Source organism: Pseudoalteromonas sp. T1lg122 (assembly GCF_002964825.1).
In the GTDB taxonomy this organism is placed as follows: Bacteria; Pseudomonadota; Gammaproteobacteria; order Enterobacterales; family Alteromonadaceae; genus Pseudoalteromonas; species Pseudoalteromonas gelatinilytica.
Window position 1 is genome coordinate 107023 of the sequence record NZ_PQCG01000032.1, and the last position, 22577, is coordinate 129599.

Annotated in this window: 23 protein-coding genes and 2 pseudogenes; 14 read left to right on the forward strand and 11 right to left on the reverse strand. The window is 40.8% G+C overall.

Going from position 1 to position 22577, the window contains the following annotated elements; translation table 11 throughout:
- Positions 1 to 146: 146 nt before the first annotated feature.
- The 5 genes from C2M33_RS13080 (at position 147) to C2M33_RS13100 (ending at position 4926) form a co-directional block, all read left to right on the forward strand.
- Positions 147 to 986 carry a MipA/OmpV family protein gene (locus tag C2M33_RS13080; protein ID WP_105174623.1) on the forward strand — a complete coding sequence of 280 codons (840 nt, stop codon included), beginning with the start codon at positions 147 to 149 and terminating at the stop codon, positions 984 to 986.
- Positions 976 to 1377, forward strand: a complete 402-nt coding sequence (locus tag C2M33_RS13085; RefSeq protein ID WP_105174624.1) for a DUF3019 domain-containing protein — start codon at positions 976 to 978, stop codon at positions 1375 to 1377. Before C2M33_RS13080 ends, C2M33_RS13085 begins: the two co-directional genes overlap by 11 nt.
- A 13-nt stretch (positions 1378 to 1390) precedes the next feature.
- Complete coding sequence (locus C2M33_RS13090) at positions 1391 to 2098, forward strand: response regulator transcription factor (RefSeq protein ID WP_063700088.1); 708 nt, start codon at positions 1391 to 1393, stop codon at positions 2096 to 2098.
- Between the two features lie 12 nt (positions 2099 to 2110).
- Positions 2111 to 3400 carry a sensor histidine kinase gene (locus C2M33_RS13095; protein WP_105174625.1) on the forward strand — a complete coding sequence of 430 codons (1290 nt, stop codon included), beginning with the start codon at positions 2111 to 2113 and terminating at the stop codon, positions 3398 to 3400.
- A gap of 173 nt (positions 3401 to 3573) precedes the next feature.
- The gene (locus C2M33_RS13100; protein WP_105174626.1) at positions 3574 to 4926 is read left to right on the forward strand and encodes a sodium-dependent transporter; all 1353 of its coding nucleotides are present in this window, start codon (positions 3574 to 3576) and stop codon (positions 4924 to 4926) included.
- A gap of 30 nt (positions 4927 to 4956) precedes the next feature.
- Here the strand turns inward: C2M33_RS13100 and C2M33_RS13105 are convergent, their stop codons facing one another.
- Positions 4957 to 5397 (reverse strand): GNAT family N-acetyltransferase, encoded by a 441-nt coding sequence (locus C2M33_RS13105; protein ID WP_063700094.1) that lies wholly within the window; start codon positions 5395 to 5397, stop codon positions 4957 to 4959.
- Positions 5398 to 5463: 66 nt separating this feature from the next.
- Positions 5464 to 6207, reverse strand: coding sequence for a sporulation protein (locus tag C2M33_RS13110; protein ID WP_054561870.1), 744 nt, complete (start codon positions 6205 to 6207; stop codon positions 5464 to 5466).
- Positions 6208 to 6428: 221 nt separating this feature from the next.
- On the opposite strand from C2M33_RS13110, the pseudogene C2M33_RS13115 reads away from it, so the two are divergent.
- The 3 genes and pseudogenes from C2M33_RS13115 (at position 6429) to C2M33_RS13125 (ending at position 8921) form a co-directional block, all read left to right on the forward strand.
- Positions 6429 to 8001, forward strand: a pseudogene (locus tag C2M33_RS13115) (cation:proton antiporter domain-containing protein).
- A 284-nt stretch (positions 8002 to 8285) separates the two neighbouring features.
- Positions 8286 to 8567 (forward strand): hypothetical protein, encoded by a 282-nt coding sequence (locus C2M33_RS13120; protein WP_063700098.1) that lies wholly within the window; start codon positions 8286 to 8288, stop codon positions 8565 to 8567.
- 138 nt (positions 8568 to 8705) lie between these two features.
- Complete coding sequence (locus tag C2M33_RS13125; protein ID WP_062564309.1) at positions 8706 to 8921, forward strand: DUF3820 family protein; 216 nt, start codon at positions 8706 to 8708, stop codon at positions 8919 to 8921.
- Between the two features lie 113 nt (positions 8922 to 9034).
- Here the strand turns inward: C2M33_RS13125 and C2M33_RS13130 are convergent.
- From C2M33_RS13130 to ilvY, 6 genes and pseudogenes are all read right to left on the reverse strand, one after another.
- A pseudogene (locus C2M33_RS13130) lies at positions 9035 to 10283 on the reverse strand (ATP-binding protein).
- A 6-nt stretch (positions 10284 to 10289) separates the two neighbouring features.
- On the reverse strand, positions 10290 to 10982 hold the full coding sequence (locus C2M33_RS13135; RefSeq protein ID WP_063700102.1) for a response regulator: 693 nt from the start codon (positions 10980 to 10982) through the stop codon (positions 10290 to 10292).
- A gap of 14 nt (positions 10983 to 10996) precedes the next feature.
- Positions 10997 to 11383, reverse strand: coding sequence for a DUF3019 domain-containing protein (locus tag C2M33_RS13140; RefSeq protein ID WP_063700104.1), 387 nt, complete (start codon positions 11381 to 11383; stop codon positions 10997 to 10999).
- A gap of 1 nt (position 11384) precedes the next feature.
- Entirely contained in the window at positions 11385 to 12218 is an 834-nt protein-coding gene (locus C2M33_RS13145; RefSeq protein ID WP_082873970.1) for a MipA/OmpV family protein, read from the reverse strand.
- 168 nt (positions 12219 to 12386) lie between these two features.
- Entirely contained in the window at positions 12387 to 13436 is a 1050-nt protein-coding gene (locus tag C2M33_RS13150) for a GGDEF domain-containing protein (RefSeq protein WP_105174628.1), read from the reverse strand.
- 206 nt (positions 13437 to 13642) lie between these two features.
- Positions 13643 to 14545: an HTH-type transcriptional activator IlvY gene (ilvY, locus tag C2M33_RS13155; protein ID WP_105174629.1), complete on the reverse strand. Its 903-nt coding sequence runs from the start codon at positions 14543 to 14545 to the stop codon at positions 13643 to 13645.
- A gap of 146 nt (positions 14546 to 14691) precedes the next feature.
- Here ilvY and ilvC point away from each other — a divergent pair, with 146 nt between their 5' ends.
- The 4 genes from ilvC to C2M33_RS13175 all read left to right on the forward strand — a co-directional run bounded on the left by ilvC (position 14692) and on the right by C2M33_RS13175 (position 20344).
- Positions 14692 to 16164: a ketol-acid reductoisomerase gene (gene ilvC, locus C2M33_RS13160; protein WP_063700109.1), complete on the forward strand. Its 1473-nt coding sequence runs from the start codon at positions 14692 to 14694 to the stop codon at positions 16162 to 16164.
- 144 nt (positions 16165 to 16308) lie between these two features.
- Positions 16309 to 18222 carry a methyl-accepting chemotaxis protein gene (locus C2M33_RS13165; RefSeq protein ID WP_105174630.1) on the forward strand — a complete coding sequence of 638 codons (1914 nt, stop codon included), beginning with the start codon at positions 16309 to 16311 and terminating at the stop codon, positions 18220 to 18222.
- Positions 18223 to 18306: 84 nt separating this feature from the next.
- On the forward strand, positions 18307 to 19491 hold the full coding sequence (locus C2M33_RS13170; RefSeq protein ID WP_105174631.1) for a tetratricopeptide repeat protein: 1185 nt from the start codon (positions 18307 to 18309) through the stop codon (positions 19489 to 19491).
- The gene (locus C2M33_RS13175; RefSeq protein WP_158685586.1) at positions 19433 to 20344 is read left to right on the forward strand and encodes a M20/M25/M40 family metallo-hydrolase; all 912 of its coding nucleotides are present in this window, start codon (positions 19433 to 19435) and stop codon (positions 20342 to 20344) included. Before C2M33_RS13170 ends, C2M33_RS13175 begins: the two co-directional genes overlap by 59 nt.
- On the opposite strand, the gene C2M33_RS13180 is transcribed toward C2M33_RS13175, so the two are convergent.
- Positions 20345 to 20662, reverse strand: coding sequence for a GIY-YIG nuclease family protein (locus C2M33_RS13180; RefSeq protein ID WP_105174633.1), 318 nt, complete (start codon positions 20660 to 20662; stop codon positions 20345 to 20347).
- A gap of 117 nt (positions 20663 to 20779) precedes the next feature.
- On the opposite strand from C2M33_RS13180, the gene C2M33_RS13185 reads away from it, so the two are divergent.
- Entirely contained in the window at positions 20780 to 21142 is a 363-nt protein-coding gene (locus tag C2M33_RS13185; RefSeq protein ID WP_063700119.1) for an outer membrane protein assembly factor BamE, read from the forward strand.
- Positions 21143 to 21184: 42 nt separating this feature from the next.
- On the opposite strand, the gene C2M33_RS13190 is transcribed toward C2M33_RS13185, so the two are convergent.
- On the reverse strand, positions 21185 to 21511 hold the full coding sequence (locus tag C2M33_RS13190; protein ID WP_063700122.1) for an RnfH family protein: 327 nt from the start codon (positions 21509 to 21511) through the stop codon (positions 21185 to 21187).
- Positions 21508 to 21948 (reverse strand): type II toxin-antitoxin system RatA family toxin, encoded by a 441-nt coding sequence (locus tag C2M33_RS13195; RefSeq protein ID WP_054551726.1) that lies wholly within the window; start codon positions 21946 to 21948, stop codon positions 21508 to 21510. Before C2M33_RS13195 ends, C2M33_RS13190 begins: the two co-directional genes overlap by 4 nt.
- A 133-nt stretch (positions 21949 to 22081) precedes the next feature.
- Here C2M33_RS13195 and smpB point away from each other — a divergent pair, with 133 nt between their 5' ends.
- The gene (smpB, locus tag C2M33_RS13200) at positions 22082 to 22561 is read left to right on the forward strand and encodes an SsrA-binding protein SmpB (protein WP_063700124.1); all 480 of its coding nucleotides are present in this window, start codon (positions 22082 to 22084) and stop codon (positions 22559 to 22561) included.
- Positions 22562 to 22577 lie beyond the last annotated feature (16 nt).

Below are 22577 nucleotides of genomic sequence, written 5' to 3' on the forward strand. Positions count from 1 at the left end.
GCCCATAGGCAAGCAGCACCCCTCTTTGAATTCGTAACACTTTCTTACACTTCCAATTTCTGCTACTACATTTTTTTACAGATTACAGGAACTCCTTAACAATATACTATAAGCTATTACCCTTTCTCACAGACAAGGATGCAACGTTGCGAGTTTACAGTGCCCTATTATTGACGTGTTTAACCTTGCTTAGCGCTACAAGCCAAGCAAGTAACCGCTATTATGCAGACAATACTTTAGAACCAAGCCAAGGCTTTGCATGGGACTGGGGCATAGGTTTAGGGTACTACATTGAAGATTCTTACCTTGTAGGCATGGATTCTTACAATGATGGCATAGAGCCAGACGTTCACCTCGCCGTTTCTTACGACAGCTTTTACCTCGATTACGATCAAAGCCAACTCAGTGGTGGTTTAACCTTAGGTTACAGCGTTATCGATAAATTTGAATGGGGCTTAGATATTGTCGGTACTAATATTCAATCAGGCTTTGATGAAACAGGCTTAAACATTTACGGCAATGACGTCATTAAAGAGCTCGAAGGTATTAGAACGCGCGACTACGATTTTGATGTAGGTCTTCGTTTATCGCGCCGCTTTGAAAACTCGCAAATTTCATTTGAGTACTTACATGACGTGTCGGGAGCACACAATGGCTGGGTAATGAATTCGTTTTTTAGCCAGATTATCCCTTGGCGGAATTGGGAGTTTCGCTCTGGCGTTGGTTTAAGTGCCTACTCAGAAGACTTTACAAATTACTACTTCGGAATTTCAGACTCTGAAGCCTTGGCAACTCGCCCTGTATATAGCCCAGATACCTCTTACAGTCTTATTTTTGAATTTCATGCAGAATACCCAATTAACAGACATTGGGTGTTTTTAACTGGTTGGTTATCGACTTGGTTTTCAAACGGTATTCACCAAAGCCCTATTATCTCTCAAGAGTATCAGCATAAAGCCAAGGTAGGCGTGCGTTATGTTTTCTAAGTATTACTTGTGCTTTACCTTATTACTGTCAGGGCCATTGCTAGCCGAGCAACAGCCAGAAGGTGAGAAAAAAGCTGAAAATGCACTCATTGCCCTGCCCGATACGTGCGTTGCACTACGAGAGGGCAGAAATTGCTATGCTGAGGTTGATATAACTTGGCATCAGCAACAAATTGGCAATTACTGCTTACGCAACGCAGAGAGCAAGCACATAATGCAATGTTGGTTGATGCAACAAAAAGGCTTATTTAGATACCAATTTGATTCAGCAGAAACCATTGGTTTTGAACTTATAAGTAGTGATAACGGTAAGGTTGTCGCAAGCACTGAAATACAATTACAGTGGGTCTATAAAAATCGTCAGAAGAAACGTCGTTGGCGACTGTTCTAAGCAGGAGTAAATAATGGAACATTACGGAACTATCTTATTAGTTGAAGATGATATCTCCCTCGCCAATTGGGTTGCGGAATATTTAGTTGAACAAGGCTACAAAACGACACTATGCCAGCGTGGCGACCAAGTCGTTGAGCAAGTCCGCAAAACAAATCCAGATTTAGTGTTGTTAGATATTATGCTACCAGGCCAAGATGGTATTAGTGTATGCCGCGATTTACGACAGTTTTATCAGGCCCCGATTATCATGCTAACAGCGCGTGATGATGAAATGGATGAAGTGATTGGCCTTGAAGTAGGTGCAACTGATTACATGATGAAGCCCGTTCGCCCTCGCGCTTTACTAGCACGCATAAAAGCGGCTCTTCGCTCTAAGTCAGATACACACGAATCAAGCACAAACTCTGAGCTTATTAATGTAGGTAAGTTATCAATCAATACGGAGTCACGCACAGTTTACCTAGCAGACGAAGAGGTCCATATTTCAAGCGCTGAGTACCTTTTACTCCATTATTTAGCAAGTAATGCAGGCCAAGTGGTTTCTCGTGATGCGGTATTTAAGGCAACGAAAGGGCGTGAATATGATGGCTTGGACAGAAGTGTTGATGTGCTGATTTCATCATTACGAAAAAAGTTTAATGATGACCCACAGCACCCTGAAAAAATTAAAACTATTTGGGGCAAAGGCTATTTACTCGTTGCCACCGCTTGGCAATAACGACTCGCGCCTGTGAAAAAGTTTTATATTTCGCTACTCGGTAGCGCCCTGCTTTCAATCATTGTTTTGGGTTGGCTAATTGATGCTTTTAGCCAACAAACCCAAACACCTCAAGATGTGTTTTCTAGCGAAACACAAATGATTAAAGGGTTTGCAAAACAACTCGCTAAGCTTGACGCTAAACAGCGCGAGCAAGCTATCACGGATATTAATCAAGACTTTGCAGTGCAACTTGAATATCGTCCGACACAATCGCTTGCACTTCCCCATTCACTATTATCACAAATAACCCAACCGAGCGGCCTTATCCTCGAAGATCAACAAGGCTATTATTTACTTTACAGTGATGCAGCACTTAATACGCATCATCTAAAAATGCGTTTAGATAAAGATTTAACGCATGAGCAAGGCAACGATGTATTACTGACCTTGTTGTTCTATGCAGGGTTATGCATATTTATGGGGTTTATTATTGCGCCACTCGCCAAGCGTTTAACCGTTTTGAATGAAGCAGCAAAGCGCTTTGCTAAAGGTGACTTAAAAAGTCGTATTCACGTATCTCACTTTACCTATATCAAAGATGTTGAGCTGACATTTAACCGCATGGCGAGTCAAATTGAAAAACTTCTTGATGAGAATAAGTTGATGGCATCGAGTTTATCTCACGATATCCGCACACCTATCGCTTGTTTACGGTTTGGCCTAGAGGCAGCGCAAGATTGTAGCAATGACGAAAAGCGCCTTGAGTATCTTGCACGAATGGAAAACGACTTAGATCAAATGGAGTCAATGCTAAAAAGCTATCTAGCATTTGCAACCCTTGAGCAAAAAGCGAATCAACTGACCTTTAATCATTCTGATCTAGAAACCTATATTCTGACTTTAATCCATCAGATTGAGCCTAAGCTTGAACAACAGGGCTTGCGTATTAATCACCACATTGAAGGCGGTGATATTTGTGCTGACTTACACTGGTTAGCTCGCGCCATTGTTAACTTATTAAGTAATGCTTGCGACTTTGCTGAATCAGAAATTTTACTCAGTGCTACGAGTACCAGTGGGTCCGTTATGATTAAAATTGAAGATGACGGCCCGGGTGTCAGCGAACAAAACTGGCAAAAAGTATTTAGCCCATTTTTCCAAGAACAAACGCATCGCAATCGAGATGGCGAAAGCTACGGGCTCGGCCTTGCTATCGTTGCAAAAGTTGTTGATTGGCATCATGGTACGGTCGAAGTATCAAAAAGTAAGCAGCTAGGTGGCGCGTGTTTTACTCTTTCAATTCAAAATAAAAGCCTTTAAACATGTTTCAATTACGTTAATTGTCTCGTATTGTAGAGAACAATTGCACGAAATGTACGCTGACTTCAAAGATAACAATATATAGAACGAATTTGACCTAGATTAACCCTTTTTATTTAGTGTTAATTCAAGTAGATTGTCAGCGCCGTCACAAATAGAGAAGTAACAATAATATGAGCGCATCACGTGGGGAGTTCAGCTCCCGCTTTGGATTTATTATGGCTGCAGCAGGCTCTGCTGTTGGCTTAGGAAATATTTGGGGTTTCCCAACGCAAACTGCAAGTAATGGCGGTGCCGCATTTTTAGTGGCTTATTTAATATTAGCATTTTGCCTTGCTTACCCTGCTTTAATGGCTGAGTTAGTGATTGGTCGTCATGGTCAAGCTAATGCCGTCACTTCACTTCGAAAAGTAACGAATCAAGCATGGCAAAAGAAGTTCGCCTTCATGGTGGGCTTTGGCGGTATTATTTGTGCCGGTCTCATCCTTAGCTTCTATGCTATCGTGGCAGGTTGGATGCTAAGTGCGACCCTAGAACCTGTTGCACAATTAGCGGGCCAAGATCACGCTGGCGCTTGGCTTAGTGAGCAATCACTATCAAGAAACCTAATATTTACTGCCGCATTTATTATTTTAACCGTTGCGATTATCTCTAAAGGCGTCGAAAACGGCATTGAAAAATGGTCTAAGCGCTTAATGCCTGCCCTGTTAGGTATTTTGTTTATGCTAATCATCTATGTAATGACTCAAGATGGCGCAATGGAAGGCTTAAAAGCGTATTTAGTGCCAGACTTTTCATCGATTTTAAACCCTGAGTTATTAGTGAATGCGTTAGGACAAGCATTTTTCTCATTATCGCTTGGTACTAGCGTAATGATCATCTACGGCTCATACATCAGCAAAAAAGAAAACCTAGTATCGTTAGGCGCTTATGTGACTTTAATCGATGTGTTTATTGCCTTTGTAGCCGGTTTACTTATTATCCCCGCAATGTATGTAGCACAGGCGCAGGGCGTTGAGATTTTCTCAGCAGAAGGTGCACTACTTTCTGAAGATACGCTTGTATTCCAAGTACTACCGGCACTTTTCACTAGTATGGGCAATGTGGGTATTTTTGTTGGTTTTGCTTTCTTTGCGTTAATGAGTATTGCAGCGTTAACCTCATCAATTTCGATGCTAGAAGCACCCGTTTCTTATGCTGTTGAGCGTTTTGCGCTAAAGCGTGTACAAGCAACTTGGATTATTGGCGGTATTATTGCCCTGATTAGCTTTACAATTGTCTTTAACTTAGGAACGCTATTTGGTTTTGTGATCACCTTAACCACTAAGATTGGACAACCTGTTCTTGGCTTAATGTGCTGTATTTTCGTTGGTTGGATTTGGCATCGCGCATCGTTACTAAAAGAAATTCAACAAGGATGCCCGGAAGCTGCCAATAGTTTCTTCTGGAAAGTATGGCCATGGTACATCAAGTTTATTTGCCCACTTGCCATCGCACTGGTATTTGCTAACTCATTGTTGAGCTAATCAATGTTTATGTTTGAAGTGGCCATTAGGCTACTTCAAACACATATCTTGATGTGGAATACCATCTTCTAAGTAATCATCCCCCACATTCTCAAAACCAAATTGCTGATAAAACGCTGTTAAGTAACACTGAGCACCAATCATAATCGCTTTATCAGGCCAATGCTCTTTACATGTATCTATCGCGGTTTGCACCAGCTTGGTTGCAAGTCCTTCACCACGAAATTGCTCTGCAACCAGCACTCGACCAAATGCGCTAAATTGCTCATTCTTTTTATAACATCGTGCATAGGCTGCCACCTGCTGACCTTTAAACAAGAACACGTGTTGGGTCTGCGCATTGTTATCCACTTCGTCAATTTCTGGGTAAGGGCATGTTTGCTCTACCACAAATACATCAACCCGCACTCGTAAAATGGCAAATAACTCATCTTTACTGAGTTCGTTATAACTTTTAATAGAAAACATAATGCTCCTTAATGAAGACAAAAAACCCAGCCGTAGCTGGGTTTTAACTCGCTATTCAGTCGTTAGTCTTTAAGCAAATAATCGTTCTAGCTGATCACACAGCTGCGATAGATTTACATGATCATGCTCAATCGTTAAATCGACATAACCATCCCCTCTAAAGGCACGATCAAGCTCGATGAGCACATGGGTTTTATGTGCTTCAGGCACAAACGACAACTCAATCTCTTGCAAGCCAAACAGGCTTCGGCTATTTGGACGATACTCTAGCTCTTGATAACAACCCGAATGTGACTGGAATGTCGGCGCTCTTAAGAAGCCTTTTTCAACATCCGCTTTGACTAAACTAAAGCCAAGTCTATCCATCGCTTCCATTAACGTGCTCACGGCATCATTAGGATAAATGTGAAGTGCATCACGATCAGTGGGATCAAGGGCTAAATCAATATCTAGGCCTGTTTCAAGCCACACATGTGATTGGTTATAACCAGCGTTAATTTCGGTGATCGGTGTTTCTGAATGCAGGCGTGCTTCAAATGGAATATGTTTTTCAGCACCTGCTGCTATCGTGCCGATATCTGTAATTCGCCACTTTTCAATCACATGGTTTGTAAAGTACTCACCATCTTCACCTTCGACTTTAACACGCGTCATCAGTGCTAAGTCTAAACCCGATATGTCTTGATCAACATCGCCGCCTTTAATAACAATAACGGCATTAAATTTTTGACCCGGTTGTAAATGCTCTGTCTCAAGTACAGTGTCAACTTTTGCTGCACCAATACCTACTGATGCAAGGATTTTCTTAAACATCTTTTCTCCTTAAGCCAGCTTCTAACCTATGGCTTAAATTCCTTTGTTAATGCATCTTAACCACAATTAAAAGCTAATGTCAGCGAAAAAATGATGCTTTTGGCGGATTAATCAATAAATCATGTATAAGTGCTTATTTTTTGAACTCTTACTGTCTGATATTGTTTTCCAACAACAAATATTTCGCTACACTTCTAACAAAAGAAGTCAAAAGAAAAACTATGGAACTAATTTACTTTGCTACCGCGTTCGTTTGTGGCTTTGCTGTTTACCAGCTAAAGCTGCCTCCTCTTATCGGCTTTTTATTAGCGGGTTTTGCACTCAACCTATATGGATATAAGACAACCGAGCTGCTGAATACATTGGCAAGCTTGGGTGTTACTTTGTTATTGTTTAGCATCGGTCTTAAGCTCAAAGTATCAAACTTAATGAAACCACAAGTTTGGGCGCCCGCCTCAATGCATATTGTTTTAAGCAGTACGCTCTTCAGTGGTTTTATGTTGTTGCTAGGAGCCCTTGCACTACCTTTATTTAACGAACTTACTTGGCAAAGTGCATTGTTAGTCGGTTTTGCTTTTAGCTTCTCAAGCACCGTTTTTGCAGTAAAAGTACTTGAAGAACGCGGTGAAATGGCAAGCCTCCATGGTAAAATCGCCATTGGTATCTTAGTTATGCAAGATATCTTTGCCGTCATATTCTTAGCCATCAGTACTGGTAAGGCCCCGAACATTTGGGCTTTGGCATTATTGGTTGGTTTACCTATTTTACGCCCTGTGATGTTCTGGGTATTAAATCGCTCAAAACACGGTGAGTTATTGCCCCTTTTTGGCTTTTTCTTTGCGCTGATTATTGGTTATCAAGCCTTCGAGTTTGCAGGCCTTAAAGGTGATTTAGGTGCGTTGATCATCGGTATGATGTTCGCGTCTCATAAAAAAGCTGGTGAGCTATCAAAATCACTGCTTAATTTAAAAGACGTATTACTGGTTGGTTTTTTCTTAAATATTGGTTTGAATGCAGAGCTGAACCAGCAACGCAGTGATTGTTGCACTCATCGTAATTTTAGTCTTGCCATTAAAAGTTGCACTTTATTATGTGCTGACAAACGCTTTCAAATTACGTGCCCGTACTTCACTATTAAGCGCGTTTAGCTTAGCTAATTACAGTGAATTTGGCTTGATTGTCTGCGCTGTTGCAGCCACTAGCAATCTAATCACGTCTGAATGGCTCGCCGTTATGGCTATCGCTGTGTCAATCACCTTTATACTCGCATCGCCTTTAAATAAACGCTCGAATGAAGTGTATGTAAAAATTGAACATTGGTTGCTTAAATTTGAAAGTAACAGCCGCCTTGCAGAAGAGCTGCCGGTAAATCTAAATGACACTAAAATCGTTATATTTGGAATGGGCCGCATTGGTACGGGTGCCTATGAAACAATCAGTCAAACACACCCAAATCTCGTTGCGGGCATTGATATCAAGCCTGATGTGGTTGAAAAACACATTAAACGTGGCCGCCGAGTGTTACTAGCCGATGCAACTGACCCAGACTTTTGGCAGCGAGTGAATCACTCCCATGTGGGTATGGTGATGCTTGCAATGCCAAAGCATATGCAAAATATATTTGCGTTGGAACAACTTCGAGCTTCAGGCTATCAAGGTCAGGTGACAGCCATTGCAAACTACCCAGATCAGCAAAAAGAACTAGAAGATATGGGGGTTGATTCCACATATAACTTCTATTTAGAAGCTGGTAGCGGCTTCGCTGAGCATGTAAAACAAAAACTTTTCTCTTAATGTAAAAAAATATTCTCGGTACCTTTTCATGGTACTGAGAATTATTTTCACTGTATTCAGTTAGTTGGCTAACTAGTTTTCTTAGCAAATCAAATCAGTCCCCCTATTGGGTCAAGCTTATTTACAAAGCTTTACATCCAGATTAGCAATCAGGCTAAAAAAAAGAGTAGAATTAATTTCAAGATGCTTAGCTAAGTATCTATTTTTAACACAAAAAAGTTTAACAGTGTTGTTGTACCGCTGTTTATTTCACAGCACTTGTTAGATGGATTGAGGTTGTTTAAATGAAAAATAAGTTTACCAACGAGTTTTTAGCAAACACGGATGATGCACGTACCGGGAAACTTTCAGATATTCAGCAGCAACTTGATGAGTTACAAAAGAATGGCATGACTGCAATGGATATCAGAACGGTGCTGTTCAACAAGATGCTCGATGTATATCAAGTACCAAGTGATCATTTTCTTCGTGACAGTGAAACACCTGAGCGAATTGACGACCCGACTATCGTCGTTAAGCTAAAACAGCTTGGCTTTACGAAAAAGCGTCGTTACCAACTACACTAAACTGCTGTAATCGATTTAGTGGTTGTAATTTAGAGGGCCTACATCCCTCACTAAATAGGCTGTTTCTTGCCCGTCACAGCCTATTTTCTCTCCCCTTTTTACCGTATTATCTGACTTTAAAATTTCTTTGAGATAAAGATGGATACAGCTCAACTCAAACGCGCCATAAATACCAAGATGCCATTTGGAAAATATGCTGGTCGCCCTTTATTGTTGCTCCCTGAACCGTATTTAGTGTGGTTTAAACAACAAGGATTTCCAGACTCTCAGTTAGGTGCACAACTGGCGATGATGTATGAAGTGAAGCTCAATGGCCTCGAAAAAATGCTAATGCCATTATTAGATGAAAAATAATTAAATATTTTTTCGAACTTTTATAAATAGCCGCGGTCTATTACTTTGCTACTTGTTTATTTTTGGTTTTAATCTTTAAAAAGCGCCCTAGGCGCTTTTTTTATGCCTGTAATTTAAAGCGAGTTACTTTTAAACAAATGAATCGTAAATTTAGCTCCACCTAATGGTGAATCACACACCTCAGACTGCCCTTGATGCCAACTAACAATTTTAGCGACAATGGCAAGCCCTAATCCAAAGCCGCCGGTTTTCTTATCACGACTTTTATCTAAACGAGTAAATGGCTTAAAAATACTTTGCCATTCAGATTTAGCGATCCCAGGACCATCGTCTTCAACACTTATTTGTATCGAATCACCCAACTCTTCAAGGCTGACATGAATTTTATGATTTGCGTATTTTTGTGCATTACCTAATAGGTTTTGAATACAACGCGCCATAAAATGCTCGTCACACTCGTAGTAGAGCAGCTTAGGAGCACTCACTGCGACCTCTATATCAGTAGCAAACTCAAGCTTATTCACCACACTGTTAATAAGCGCTGTCAGGTCACAGGAACGGGGCTTTAAGCTTGGTTGGTGTGAATCAAGTCGCGCGTATTCAAGCATTTCTGACACCAGTGCTTCAAGCTCTGCAATATCTGCCTGCATGTTATCAATGTAAGTGTAGGATTTTTCATTCTCGATTTGCTCTTCAAGCATCGCAACAGCGAACTTTAACCGCGCAAGGGGGGTTCTAAATTCATGCGAAACGGAAGAAGTCAGCTCTTGCTGCGCTGCCAGAAGGTATTGAATGCGCTCTTGCATCGCGTTGAGTGTATCCGTAATCGGCAGAAAAAATGATTTAGAGGCATCGTGAAGTTCAAAGTCTTGTGCCCCTCCTACTGCCTCACAAGCAAGAGTAAGTTTATTAAAATCGCGCCACAGCAATAGGCTCCATAGCCCTATTGGCACGCCAATCACGGTCAATAATAAAAAGTAGGGCCAAACAGAGCTAAAATTAGGATTGGATACAGACAAAGGGCCTACATGTAAAAGCTGTGTGTCATTAAGGGCTATATACCAAACCACTTTTTGTTCTTGATTAAACAAATACAGGTAATGGTCATTGTTGAGCTGTGTTTTTAGGTCATCAGGGAGTGCTAGATCAGTGAGATTTATGACCTCACTTGCAAATTCTTGCTGAAGTTTTGCTAAGCCATTATCAGTTTGGCTTAATAACCAAAGGGATTTACCAAACTCTTGGTCAAGGGCAATTTGTTGTTGAGTTTCTTCGTAAGGGCCATAACTGTTCTATGACCCCACTAACGAGAAACAGAGAAACTATTATATAAAGATATAAGCTAGCAAATAGTTTCCCCATTAATGATTACATATCCCATGCATCAGATACGAAGAGGTAACCTTGCCCCCAAACTGTTTTAATTCGGTATGGTTTATCACTATTATCACCTAGTTTCTTACGGATACGTGACACGCGTACGTCAACTGTACGGTCTAAACCATCATATTGACGACCAATCATATGTTGATGCACGTGTTCACGACTTAACACTTCACCTGCGTTTGACGCCAGTAACCAAAGCAACTCAAACTCATGAGATGTAAGTGTAATTTCATTGCCTTTAAGTGTAACAATGCGGCTGGTTTTATCAATGCTTAAATCACCAAAGCTCAGCTCTTCAGGTGCTTTAGTGCTAGCTTGTCCACGGCGTAACAGCGCATTAATGCGCGCTAATAAAACGCGTGGTTCAGCAGGCTTAATAACATAATCATCTGCGCCGAGTTCTAGGCCAATCACTTGGTCAAAGTCCTCACCTTTTGCAGTCAGCATTAAGATAGGTAAGCTAAATTTATCACGTACCTGGCGGCACACACTAAACCCGTCTTTACCCGGTAACATCACATCTAAAATCATTAAATCAACGGGGTTGTTTTCTAGGTATTCAAATACTTCGTCGCCGCGTTCAAGGACCGCAACATCCAACCCATTATGCTGAAGGTAATCACGTGTTAACTGCTGTAAGCCGAGATCATCTTCAACAAGTAAAATCTTTGCCATTGGTTGCTCCTGAATTAAAAAAAGCTCCACGGTGAGCGTAATCTACGCCTCGTTGTTTTTGCTTCGGTGCTTTGCACTTCGACTTTTGCGGTCGCTATTTTGCTCCCCGTGTGCGGATTGACTAAGGAGTATATTGTTTCAACCTGAACCCGCGCTTTATGGCTGTACAGCCCTTTGTTACTGTCGTTCCAGCATTGAATTTGCTGATTATTTTGAAACAGACACAGATCTTGAGGTTGTGCTGTTTGCCAGCTAACTTTTAACTCAAGATCACAAAATTCGTGCTGTTGTAATACAACACACACTTTTGGCGTGATATCAAACTGAGTCGCTTGCGCATGGCTTGGGGTAGCCCAAATAACAGCAGCAAACACACACAGACTAAAAACAAAATACTTCATATTAAAAAATATGATTGAATCCTATAAATGCAGTCATCGAGTACGTGTGTTCAAAAAGCGGACTGTCATCCACGGCTGAGTAGTCATAATATGCTAAATGAAAACGAAGAGAGTTGGCCTCACTCAGGGGCCAACGGGCGTCGATTTTAGCATAAGGTTGCCAGCTACTGCCAACATCTATTTCCCCATATGAGGACTCTTTAGCCGATAAACCATAAAAATAATCATTTAGTCTGGCTGATTTGTACCAAACGCCCAGGCTAGGTGCGACTGATAAATTCCCTATCCGGTGATGTGATTGCCATTGCAAGGCACTACGCAGACCTTTATAAACACCAGAGACATCAGCAAGTGCTTGTAAAGAAATAACATGATTACTGTGTATATAGTGATAACTAATACCGGCATCTAAGGCCCAACGTCTTTTTTTAATATCGTTCGTCGATACCGACTTTTCTGCCAGTTCATTACTGGTGGTCGATTCAACAATAAAGCTATTCGATGTTTGCAGTGCAAAAACATTGCTTGGATGAAAATCAATAAAGAAACGAGTCTCAGGGTTGAACTCAGTAACGAAATTAACAACATGAGTATCGCTTTCTTGGAATGAATAACCTAAACGGCCATTATCAAAGAACCATTTTTCACCATAAAAAGCGATTTCAGGCAACACGATTAAAGGTAAGTTATCACCACCATGAAGGGGATTCGTGATCACCCCTGCTCCGGTATTAATACTTAGGTGCCACTGCTGGGTATCAATCTGTTGATTTGCCACACGGCTTTCACGTTCAGTGCGCGTTGAATCATCAGCGCTTGCTTGACTCAATAGCATGCCAAACAAGGCATACACCACTGCGCACATCCTGATCGTTTGAGATTTCATTGTTATTGTACGACCAAAGAGATTTCTGCAATAAGAACATAATACCAAGATGTGAACAAACTGTCGTTGCAAGGTTACAACTATTCACAAATTTGATACATATATCGGTTAAGTTTGTTACTCTTCGACGATTTCGATACGATTTCGGCCATGCTCTTTGGCTAAATAGAGCGCTTTATCAGCTTTTGCTATAAGTTGTTCTGGGTTACTATTTTTAGCTTTTATCGCAATACCAAAACTAGCGGTTACTTGGCTTAACACCTTGTTAGAGTTAGGGTCTTTGATTTGTAATTTGGTTACAGCTTGACGTAGTTGTTGAGTGAAATTGGTCATATCACTGATGCTTGCAAACTGCGCGGTGAAGCAAAACTCTTCCCCCCCATAACGATAAGCTTGACCGACACTCGAAACATGCTTAAGGAGTTTTGCAGACACTGCACGCAAAACTTGGTCTCCTTTTTGATGACCAAATGTATCGTTAAATTGTTTAAAATGATCGATATCAACCATAGTAAGGACAGCGACTTCTGCTAAGTCATTGGTTTGGCAAAACCGCGTGATATCTTCATCAAATTTACCGCGGTTATAAAGCCCTGTCAGAGGGTCTTTTTCTGCCTTACTTCGTGACCTAACAAGCTCTTGTTTTAGTTCTGTAATTTCAGAGTATGCCATCGCAAGCTGATTTTGAAAATCCTGAGCTCGGCTTTGCAGTGCCGCTGATTCATCGCTTAAGCGTTCAACACAATCCAGCACGTCATCAAAACCACTCTCTTGGCTGATGTCTGCTTTATTTAACGTTTCACGGCACTCTTGTAGAGCCAGATTAAATTCAGCGGAATAAGTTAATGCCTCATTGATGTCTTGGTGCACTTTGCCAACGACATTATTAAAACCAGTGGAGAGCTGATAAAACAGACTTAGATCGTCTTTAGAAAGGTATTTATTGAAGAGTCGCTTCGCTTGCTCATGATCACAGGTTTTATATTTTTTAATAATATTATCAAGTTCTTTGTTTAAATCTTGATTCTTTTCACTCACGTAGCAATACCAAAGCGCGTAATTGAGTGGCGTGATTGGCATTTTATATTTCACCATAAACGGGATAGCTAACTTCAAACAGTGGCTAGAGTAGCTTAAAGAATGGTCGGCTTGCGCTGTGAGTATCATGAGTCTACGCCATGAAAATTTTATTATTTTAAAATACGGTATCAACCCCTTTAAAAAAATCAATGAAAAAGGATTTTGCAAACGCAAAACCAGCAAAAACCACGAACTTTTTTTACAAAAACCAATACTAAATACCTAAGCAAAATTAGGATATTTGTATCAATATAATATTGTTCACAATAAAGTATTAGTTGCGAGAAAGTAAGTTAAATCGCTTGCTGAGTAAGCGATTGAGCAATACTCCAAATTGCATTGAGTGCGGGATCGTGGCGCTCTTTATTCAAAACAGCGAGGCCAATTTCAAAACCCGTAATTGTCTGCTCTGCATCACTCACTATTTGTACTTTATCTTTTAGCGGGCTGTTATCCAGTACAATTTTTGGCACCATGGCTATACCTAATCCCAAGCTCACCATAGAAACCATGGCTTCATGGCCTGCAACCTGCGCGTAAATTCGACCGTGAATATTTTTTTTACGCCACCATTGCTCAAGCCGCTGCCTTGATAAACCTTGCTCTGCAACAATAAATTCTAAATCTGACCAATCAATTGGCTCACTTGCTGAAAGCTTATCGCTAATTGGACAAGCAATTTTGGGTGCAATCAAAACCAAAGGCGAATAGCCAATACTGGTGAACGCTATTTGCCCTGGCAACTTTGTTGGTTTAGCGGCAATCGCCATCGCTTCATGACCATCTAATACGCGGTTTATGGCAAGAGCGGGATCACCGGTATTGAGAGTAATCTCTATATATGGGTGCTGCATTCGCAGTTGCTCGAGTATTTGATGCAAAAAGCTATATGAGGCTGTCACGGAACAATAAATACTGACATTGCCATAAATATGTTGTTGTGGCTCTTGTACATTTGCTTTGAAACGATGCCAGTTAGCGAGCGTCGCATTGGCGTATTCAATAAATGACTCTCCTTCACGAGTTAATTTAACCGTACGATTATCGCGATTAAACAACACCACCCCAACCTCTTCTTCGAGTTGTTTGATGTTACGGCTCAAGGTTGGCGCACTGATATGGCAAAGCTCACTCGCTCTGGCAAAGTGCAGCGTCTTAGCTAAAGCTAAAAAATAATTAAGATGTTTATGATCCATACGGCCACCATTTCATTTTATGAAACACTTTAATTCAAATATATCATTTTACGCAAGGTTAAAAATTGCATAGTGTTAATACATACAAAGAACACTACGTCGGTTCTTTGATTTTCTAACAAACTTGTATTTATAGGACACTAACAATGGCGAATTATTTTAATACTCTTCCTTTAAGAGAGCAGTTAGCGCAATTAGCGCAATGTGAATTCATGGACCCATCAGAATTTGCTGATGGCGTAGATGCTTTAAAAGGGAAAAAACTCGTTATTGTCGGTTGTGGCGCACAAGGCCTTAACCAAGGTTTAAATTTACGTGACTCGGGCTTAGATGTTTCTTACACATTACGTGAATCAGCGATTGCTGAGCGTCGTCAATCTTTCTTAAACGCATCTGAAAATGGTTTTACCGTAGGTACTTATGAAGAGCTTATCCCAACAGCAGATGTAGTATTAAACCTAACACCTGATAAACAACATACGGCTGTTGTTAATGCCATCATGCCGTTAATGAAACAAGGCGCAACACTTGCTTATTCACACGGTTTCAACATTGTTGAAGAAGGCATGCAGATCCGTGAAGACTTAACAGTGATCATGGTTGCACCTAAGTGCCCTGGTTCAGAAGTACGTGAAGAATACAAACGTGGCTTTGGTGTACCAACATTAATTGCTGTTCACCCAGAAAACGACCCTCAAGGTCATGGTTTAGCGCAAGCGAAAGCATATGCAGCAGGTACCGGTGGCCATCGTGCGGGTGTACTAAAATCATCATTTATTGCAGAAGTTAAATCTGACTTAATGGGTGAGCAAACGATTCTATGTGGCATGTTACAAACAGGCTCACTACTTTGCTTCGATAAAATGGTCGAAAAAGGCATTGATGCAAGTTACGCATCAAAACTAATCCAATATGGTTGGGAAGTGATCACTGAAGCACTTAAGTACGGTGGTGTGACTAACATGCTTGACCGTTTATCTAACCCAGCAAAAGTGAAAGCATTTGAATTAAGTGAAGAGCTTAAAACAATAATGCGCCCACTTTATAACAAGCATATGGACGATATCATCAGCGGCGAATTCTCACGCGGTATGATGGCTGACTGGGCTGAAGATGACGCAAAATTACTAGCATGGCGCGCAGAAACAGCTGAAACTGCATTCGAAAAGCAACAAAATACTGACCAAGAAATCAGCGAGCAAGCATTCTTCGACCAAGGTATTTTAATGGTTGCCATGGTTAAAGCAGGTGTTGAACTTGCCTTCGAAACCATGACTGCAGCAGGTATCATCGCTGAATCTGCTTACTATGAATCACTACACGAAACGCCGCTTATCGCAAACACTATTGCGCGTAAGAAGCTTTTCGAAATGAACCGAACTATTTCAGATACTGCAGAGTATGGCTGTTACTTATACAACCACGCGTGTTTACCGCTTCTACAAGACTTTATGAAAGACATCGACACTGATGTGATTGGTAAAGGTCTTGATAGTGCTAGCAACCAAGTTGATAACCAAACCTTGATTGCCGTGAATAAAGCACTACGCGAGCACCCGGTTGAAATCATTGGTAGCAAGCTACGTGGTTACATGTCAGCAATGAAGAAAATTGTTTAACCCTGGAAAGTAAGTTTCGCTTGTTAGAAACCAAGCCCAATTGCTTATATGCTTTGGGCTTTTTTTTTGTCCCTACATTGATTCGTCATCTATAAAGTGTATGCTAAAATTACTGACTTAAATGTTGTAAACTAAGACACTTTCATGGCGTTAAATCAACTCACCATTACTAAAAAAATTACACTGCTTGGCAGTTCAATTGCGCTCATTGTTGCTGCGTTAATCGGCGCAACAGCGATATACAGTGCAAAACAAATCATCGAACAACGAATGATTGAATCTGAGCTACCTAGCAAACTTCAAGCAATTGATAACTATATTACTCACGATATAAATCAAATGATCAGTGCCGCTGAGCAACTCTCTAGTAACGAATTTGTATTAGAGTGGGCGCGTTCAGGCGATACTGATGATAAAACACTGCTAAAAGAGCTTAACCGACTTGTTAAGCAATACGATTTAGCAACTGCTTCGTGGGCTAATCGTGAAACGGCACAATATTGGAACCAAGACGGCTTCTTACGTGTTTTAACGCAAGAGCAAGATGGCTGGTTTTTTGCGTTTACCAAAACTTCGCAGCCTTTTTCTATCAGTATTTATCAAGAATCACCGACTGATGTGAAAATGTTTGTAAACCACCAGCAAACTAATGGCATTGGTTTAGCTGGCCTTGCTAAAAGCATTGACGATATGCAGGCCATGCTAAAACGCTTTCAAATTGAAAAAACAGGCTTTGTATTTGTTGCAGACAAAAACGGGCTAATTCAACTTCATAAAGACGAGAACAAAGTCGCTAAAGCTAAATTGGATGACGTTTATAAAACGGGCATCACGCGTACACTGCTAACGCAAAGCGACTTCAATTTACAAGAAATTGACCTTAATGGTGAAGCAACCTTAGTGGCGGCAAGCCCAATTCAAAACACGGATTTATTTGTTATTGCCCAAGTACCTAAGCATGAAGTGTTTTCGAGTATCCAAGTGTTACAATGGCAAATTATTAGCTTTGCAATCGTCATTGCGCTGATCGCAAGCTTTGCCGGTTTAGTGCTTGCTCGTACGCTTTCATCGCCACTGTCGAAAATGGCTGAGTTATTTACGCGTTTAGGTTCAGGTGATGCAAACTTAGCTTATCGTTTACCTGCTTCCGAGCAGCCAGAACTTGCTAACTTATCTGCAGGCTTTAACCAATTTATCTCTAAGATTGAAACTGCAATCAGCCAAGTTGCCCAAGAAAGTAGTGAAATCCGACAAAGTGCTGCGCATGTATTTAAACAAGCACAGAAGAACTCTGAAGCGCTTGATAATCAAAAAGAGCAAACTATCTCGGTTGCTGCAGCGATTAATGAAATGGGGGCGACAGTGCAAGAAATTGCCTCAAGCGCAGCGAACACGGCTAAACTCACTGAGAATAGTAAGCAGAACACTGAACAAAGCCATACTCAGGTAACGCAAAGTAAAGAAGCAATTATTGAGCTGGCATGTGATATCGATAATATCACCGAGCAAGTAAACGAGCTGGCAAACAAAACGCAAGCTATTGCTAGTATCGTTGACTCTATCAGAGGGATTTCTGAGCAAACTAATCTATTAGCACTTAATGCGGCGATTGAGTCTGCTCGTGCTGGTGAGCATGGTCGAGGCTTTGCTGTTGTCGCAGATGAAGTAAGAGCACTTGCAAATCGCACGTCACAGTCAACAACTGAAATTCAAACCATGATCAGTGAGCTAACGAACACGTCTGATTTAGTGGTTAATCACATCAACCACTCGAAATCGCAAGCTCAATTGAGTGTTGATGCAATGCAAAGTTCAGTTGAATTACTCAATGCCATCAACGATGCTGCTAATGAAATAAACGATATGGCGACATTAATAGCAACTGCGACCGAAGAGCAAAGTAACGTAGTGGCAGATGTGGGCCGTAACATTGAGCAAATAAGTGATATTAGTGACAATGTTATGCGTGAACAAATCGACAGTGAGCAAGCAATCAAAGACTTAGCGAACAGTGCGCAAACCCTTGACGACCTTGTTGCTACCTTCGATAAACGCTGACACGTTTTGTAACAGTTAACACTGACCCTTTTTCATTCACGGCCTATACTTAAATGGTATTAGGCCAAGAATTAAGAGGGTCAGATGAAATCATTTACCATCGTTTTAGTATCAAGCTTTTGCTTATTAACCGCGTGTAGTAGCACAGAAAATAAATCAGCACCTCCCCCACTAGCTTTAACGCAAAGTACTGAATTCAGTCCCATTGAGGTTGAAACTCAAGAAGAGATCTTTGCTCTGAGCGAACATGTTCGGACACAACTTGATAGTGCCTTTCCAAAAGACAGTCGGTCACTGCAAAGCACTAAGCGTTTACTCAAATTTTTGTTGCAAAATGGTGATGCTTCGTTGTCCTATCAATCTGGCGCTACCTTAACGGCCACTCAAGCCTATTCAAATTTAAACGCCAACTGTTTATCGTTATCGATTTTAGCGTATAGCCTTGCGGAATACCTTGGCCTTGATGGGCAATTTCAAAAAGTACACATTCCAGAGTATTGGGCACTTGATAATGGCTTTAATTTACTTACAGGTCATATCAACTTAAAAGTAAGAGAGTCTGAGAAACAAGTGGTAAATCGTAAAGTCATTTATCCAGAAGAACGCTCTTTAATCATAGATTTTGACCCAAATAGCCGCCAAGAAGCATTTAAAACCAGTAACATTAATAAAGCCCGCATCACAGCGATGTTTTATAACAATAAAGGCGCAGCAGCGATGTTAAAGCATGATTATGATATTGCTTTTAGCTATTACAAAGCGGCTGTGGATATTGATAGCAACTATTCAGGCGCTTGGGGCAACCTCGGGGTGTTATTCAGATTAACAAGTGACTATGAAAATGCTGAAACGGCCTACCAATACGCGATTAGTTTAGATCCAGATAACAACACCGCATTAGGCAATTTAGCAAGGCTCTATAACCTCACTGATCGCCAAGACCTCGGCCAAGCAATATTAGCCAAGCTTGATAAAAAGCGCCAAGCAAACCCCTATTATCATATTTCTTTAGGTAATGACGCCTATACAACAGCCCGTTATCAAGATGCCATTAAGCACTACAAAAAAGCCCGTGACTTAAACCCCACTCTGCATGATACTGATTTTGGTTTAGCACGTACCTATTACCAATTAGGTGACCTAAAGCTTGCTAAAAAGCACTTAACATTAGCAAACGACAAAGCAGACTTTGATCATGATAAACAGCGTTATGAAGGTAAATTACAAGCGCTTCGCTCGCATACAGCTAAGCTTACTCATTACCAGTAGTGCCCTGCTGCTTCACTGCGGGCAAGCTTTTGCCAATACAAACTTAGAGCAAGACGTCGTCACGCTAACATCAGCTCAATTTGCAGGGCGAAAAACGGCGACTCAAGGCGCTCAGTTAGCCGCTGAGTTTATTTCTGAGCGTTTTATTTCACTTGGTTACACTGTTGATGAGCAAACATTTGCTTATCAGTCAGGGCTCTTTGGCAAGGCTTTTGGGCGGAACGTTGTTGCGACCAAAAGTAGTCATTGCGAGAAGTGTGAAAAAATCATTTTTACAGCCCATTATGATCACTTAGGGCAAAAAGGAAGTCGGCTTTACCCGGGCGCCAATGACAATGCCAGCGGTGTTGCTGCTTTATTGTATTTAGCCAGTTACTTTGCAGAAAAGCCTAAACAATATCAGTTAGTTTTTGTCGCAACCGACGCAGAAGAAAATGGCCTGCACGGTAGCGAATATTTAGTATCAACGCTTAATAAAGACGAGATAAAACTTAATATCAATTTAGATATGCTCGTTGTGAACCCAAGAAAGCCACGTATCTATGCGTTTTTAGATAATCAATCATTAGCACAATATCAAACTGACATTAAAACCCTATCGGATAAACAAATAACCTTTATGGCAACAAGTTCATCTGCAAGACTAAATCGGCTATTTGACCTCAATGTCGATTGGCGCAGAGCAAGCGATCATTATTCATTCGCTAAGGCGGGGATCCCTTACATTTACTTTGGCATTGGGCATGACAAACACCATCACCAAAGTACCGACACAACGGCGCACATCGACTTTACTCTATTTGAATCTGCGATGAAAAAAATAGCTGAATTTGTCGAAAAGCTACCTAGCTAGTTACTTCGGTAGTTCAGATGTTAAAACGAACTGCTTCTTTTGCGCTTTATTGAGTTTTTTTACGCTAATTTCTAATTTAGTAGCTTCACTTCGGTTGCCCACTTGTTGTTGATAGACAAGTGTTAAAGGCCCTTTTCCCTTTAGATTTTTAGCTCCTTTCCCTGCTTGATGCTGCATAAAACGCTTTTCAACATTGGTGCTGATCCCAGTATACCAATGACCTAAACGTGTTTGCACTATATACAAATGCCACAGAGTCTCTGAATTATCGTTGTTTTTTATAGACTGCTGTAAACTTTCTGGGTTTGCTGTGGTCAAATCTGTGCCTCGTGATTGTTAATCGCATTTCAGTAAAAACAATTACTGAAAAGGGTTTTACCTTCTGTGACTAATCGGTATCATGCAGTGTATAAAAAATAAGGATTCAAACAAATAATGCAGTCGTTTAAAACTTTTTCTTTTTGGTTAGTACTTACCCTTACTTTAAGTGCTACAGCAGGGTGTTCAAGCTGGGTTTACCGTATCAATATTCCACAAGGTAACTTCTTAGAGCAATCAGATGTAGATAAGCTACGTGTTAATATGACTCGCGAGCAAGTTCTTTACGTACTAGGAAAGCCTGTCGCTGAAGACTCTTTCGATAACAATACTTGGCATTACCTGTATGTATTTAATATCGACCGTAGTAACGAACAGCGTAAATCGCTCGTTATTAACTTTGAAAATGATAAGCTTGTTTCATTATCGGGTGATTATGAGCAACCTAGCGAATTTAATACACCGTTAGAACAAGAGTAATATTAATTCGAATTAATTAAGGGTAGCCTAAGCTACCCTTTTTTATGCCTTATTAAGTGGGCGCCCGCCTGTAATTTTATTAGCTCGGCCTTCTTCTTTGGCTTTTTCAGCTCGGCGTCTACGTGCATCCTTCGGATCCGCAATAAGAGGTCGATAAATCTCAATACGATCCCCTTGCTTCACTTCTTGATTAAGCTTACATGTGCGATTCCAAATACCCAGAGTTAAATCATTTGCATCAATTTCAGGGCACTTCTCGATAATACCAGATTTAATAACCGCCTGCTCAGCAGTAGTACCTACTGGCACTTCTACTAATAAACTGGTTGCTGTTGTTGGTAAAGCAAACACCACTTCTACCGTTATCATGGGCGAACTCCGTATACCGTTTTAGCGCGTTGTGTAAATGCATTAACCATGTTCTTAGCCACTTCGTTAAACACTTTGCCAAACGCAAGCTCAATGAGTTTACTGGCAAATTCAAATTCTAGGTGAAGCTGCACTTTACATGCTTTATCGTCCAGCGGTAAAAAGTGCCATTTACCCTGCAACTTTTTAAAAGGGCCATCAACTAAGCGAAGGGCAACCGTTTGTTCGTCAATAAAAGTATTTTCAGTCGTGAACCACTTTTTTAAACCCGCTTTTGAGATCTCCAAACTGGCCGTCATGCCACTGGCTTGCTGAGTAATGATTTTTGCATCTGAACAATGTGGTAAAAACTCAGGATAAGCATCAACATCATTCACTAAATCAAACATTTCTTTGCTGCTATACATTACCAGCGCACTTTTTTCTATCTGCGGCATATTCACTCCCAACTTTGTCGGCGAATTTTAGCAAGCTTTAGCTATTTCCCCAAATTTTAGTGATGCGAAAATTTCTGCAAAGCCTTAAAAAAGCGATGTAAAAACGCTGTTTTTACGTATAATATGAGCCACTATGGCTAAGAAAAAATCATCTAAATCGACAAGTAATACCATCGCGCTTAACAAAAAAGCGCGTCATGAGTATTTTTTACACGATAAGTTCGAAGCAGGGGTTGAACTACAGGGCTGGGAAGTAAAAAGTATCCGAGCTGGTAAAGTAAACATCTCTGAGACTTATATTCACATTAAAAACGGCGAAGCATTTTTACTTGGCAGTCAAATTCAGCCTCTCAACAGTGCTTCTACTCATGTAATCTGCGATCCACTTCGTTATCGTAAGTTACTTTTAAATAAGCGTGAAATCGATCGTCTAATCGGTGCAACAGAACGCGACGGATTTTCATTAATCGCTACTGCAATGTACTGGAAAAAATGCTGGGTGAAGTTGGAGTTCCACCTTGCTAAAGGTAAAAAGATGCACGACAAACGTGAAGACGGAAAAAATAAAGATTGGGCACGTGAAAAAGAGCGCCTAATGAAGCATAAAGCTTAAAACAAAAACCCGCCAA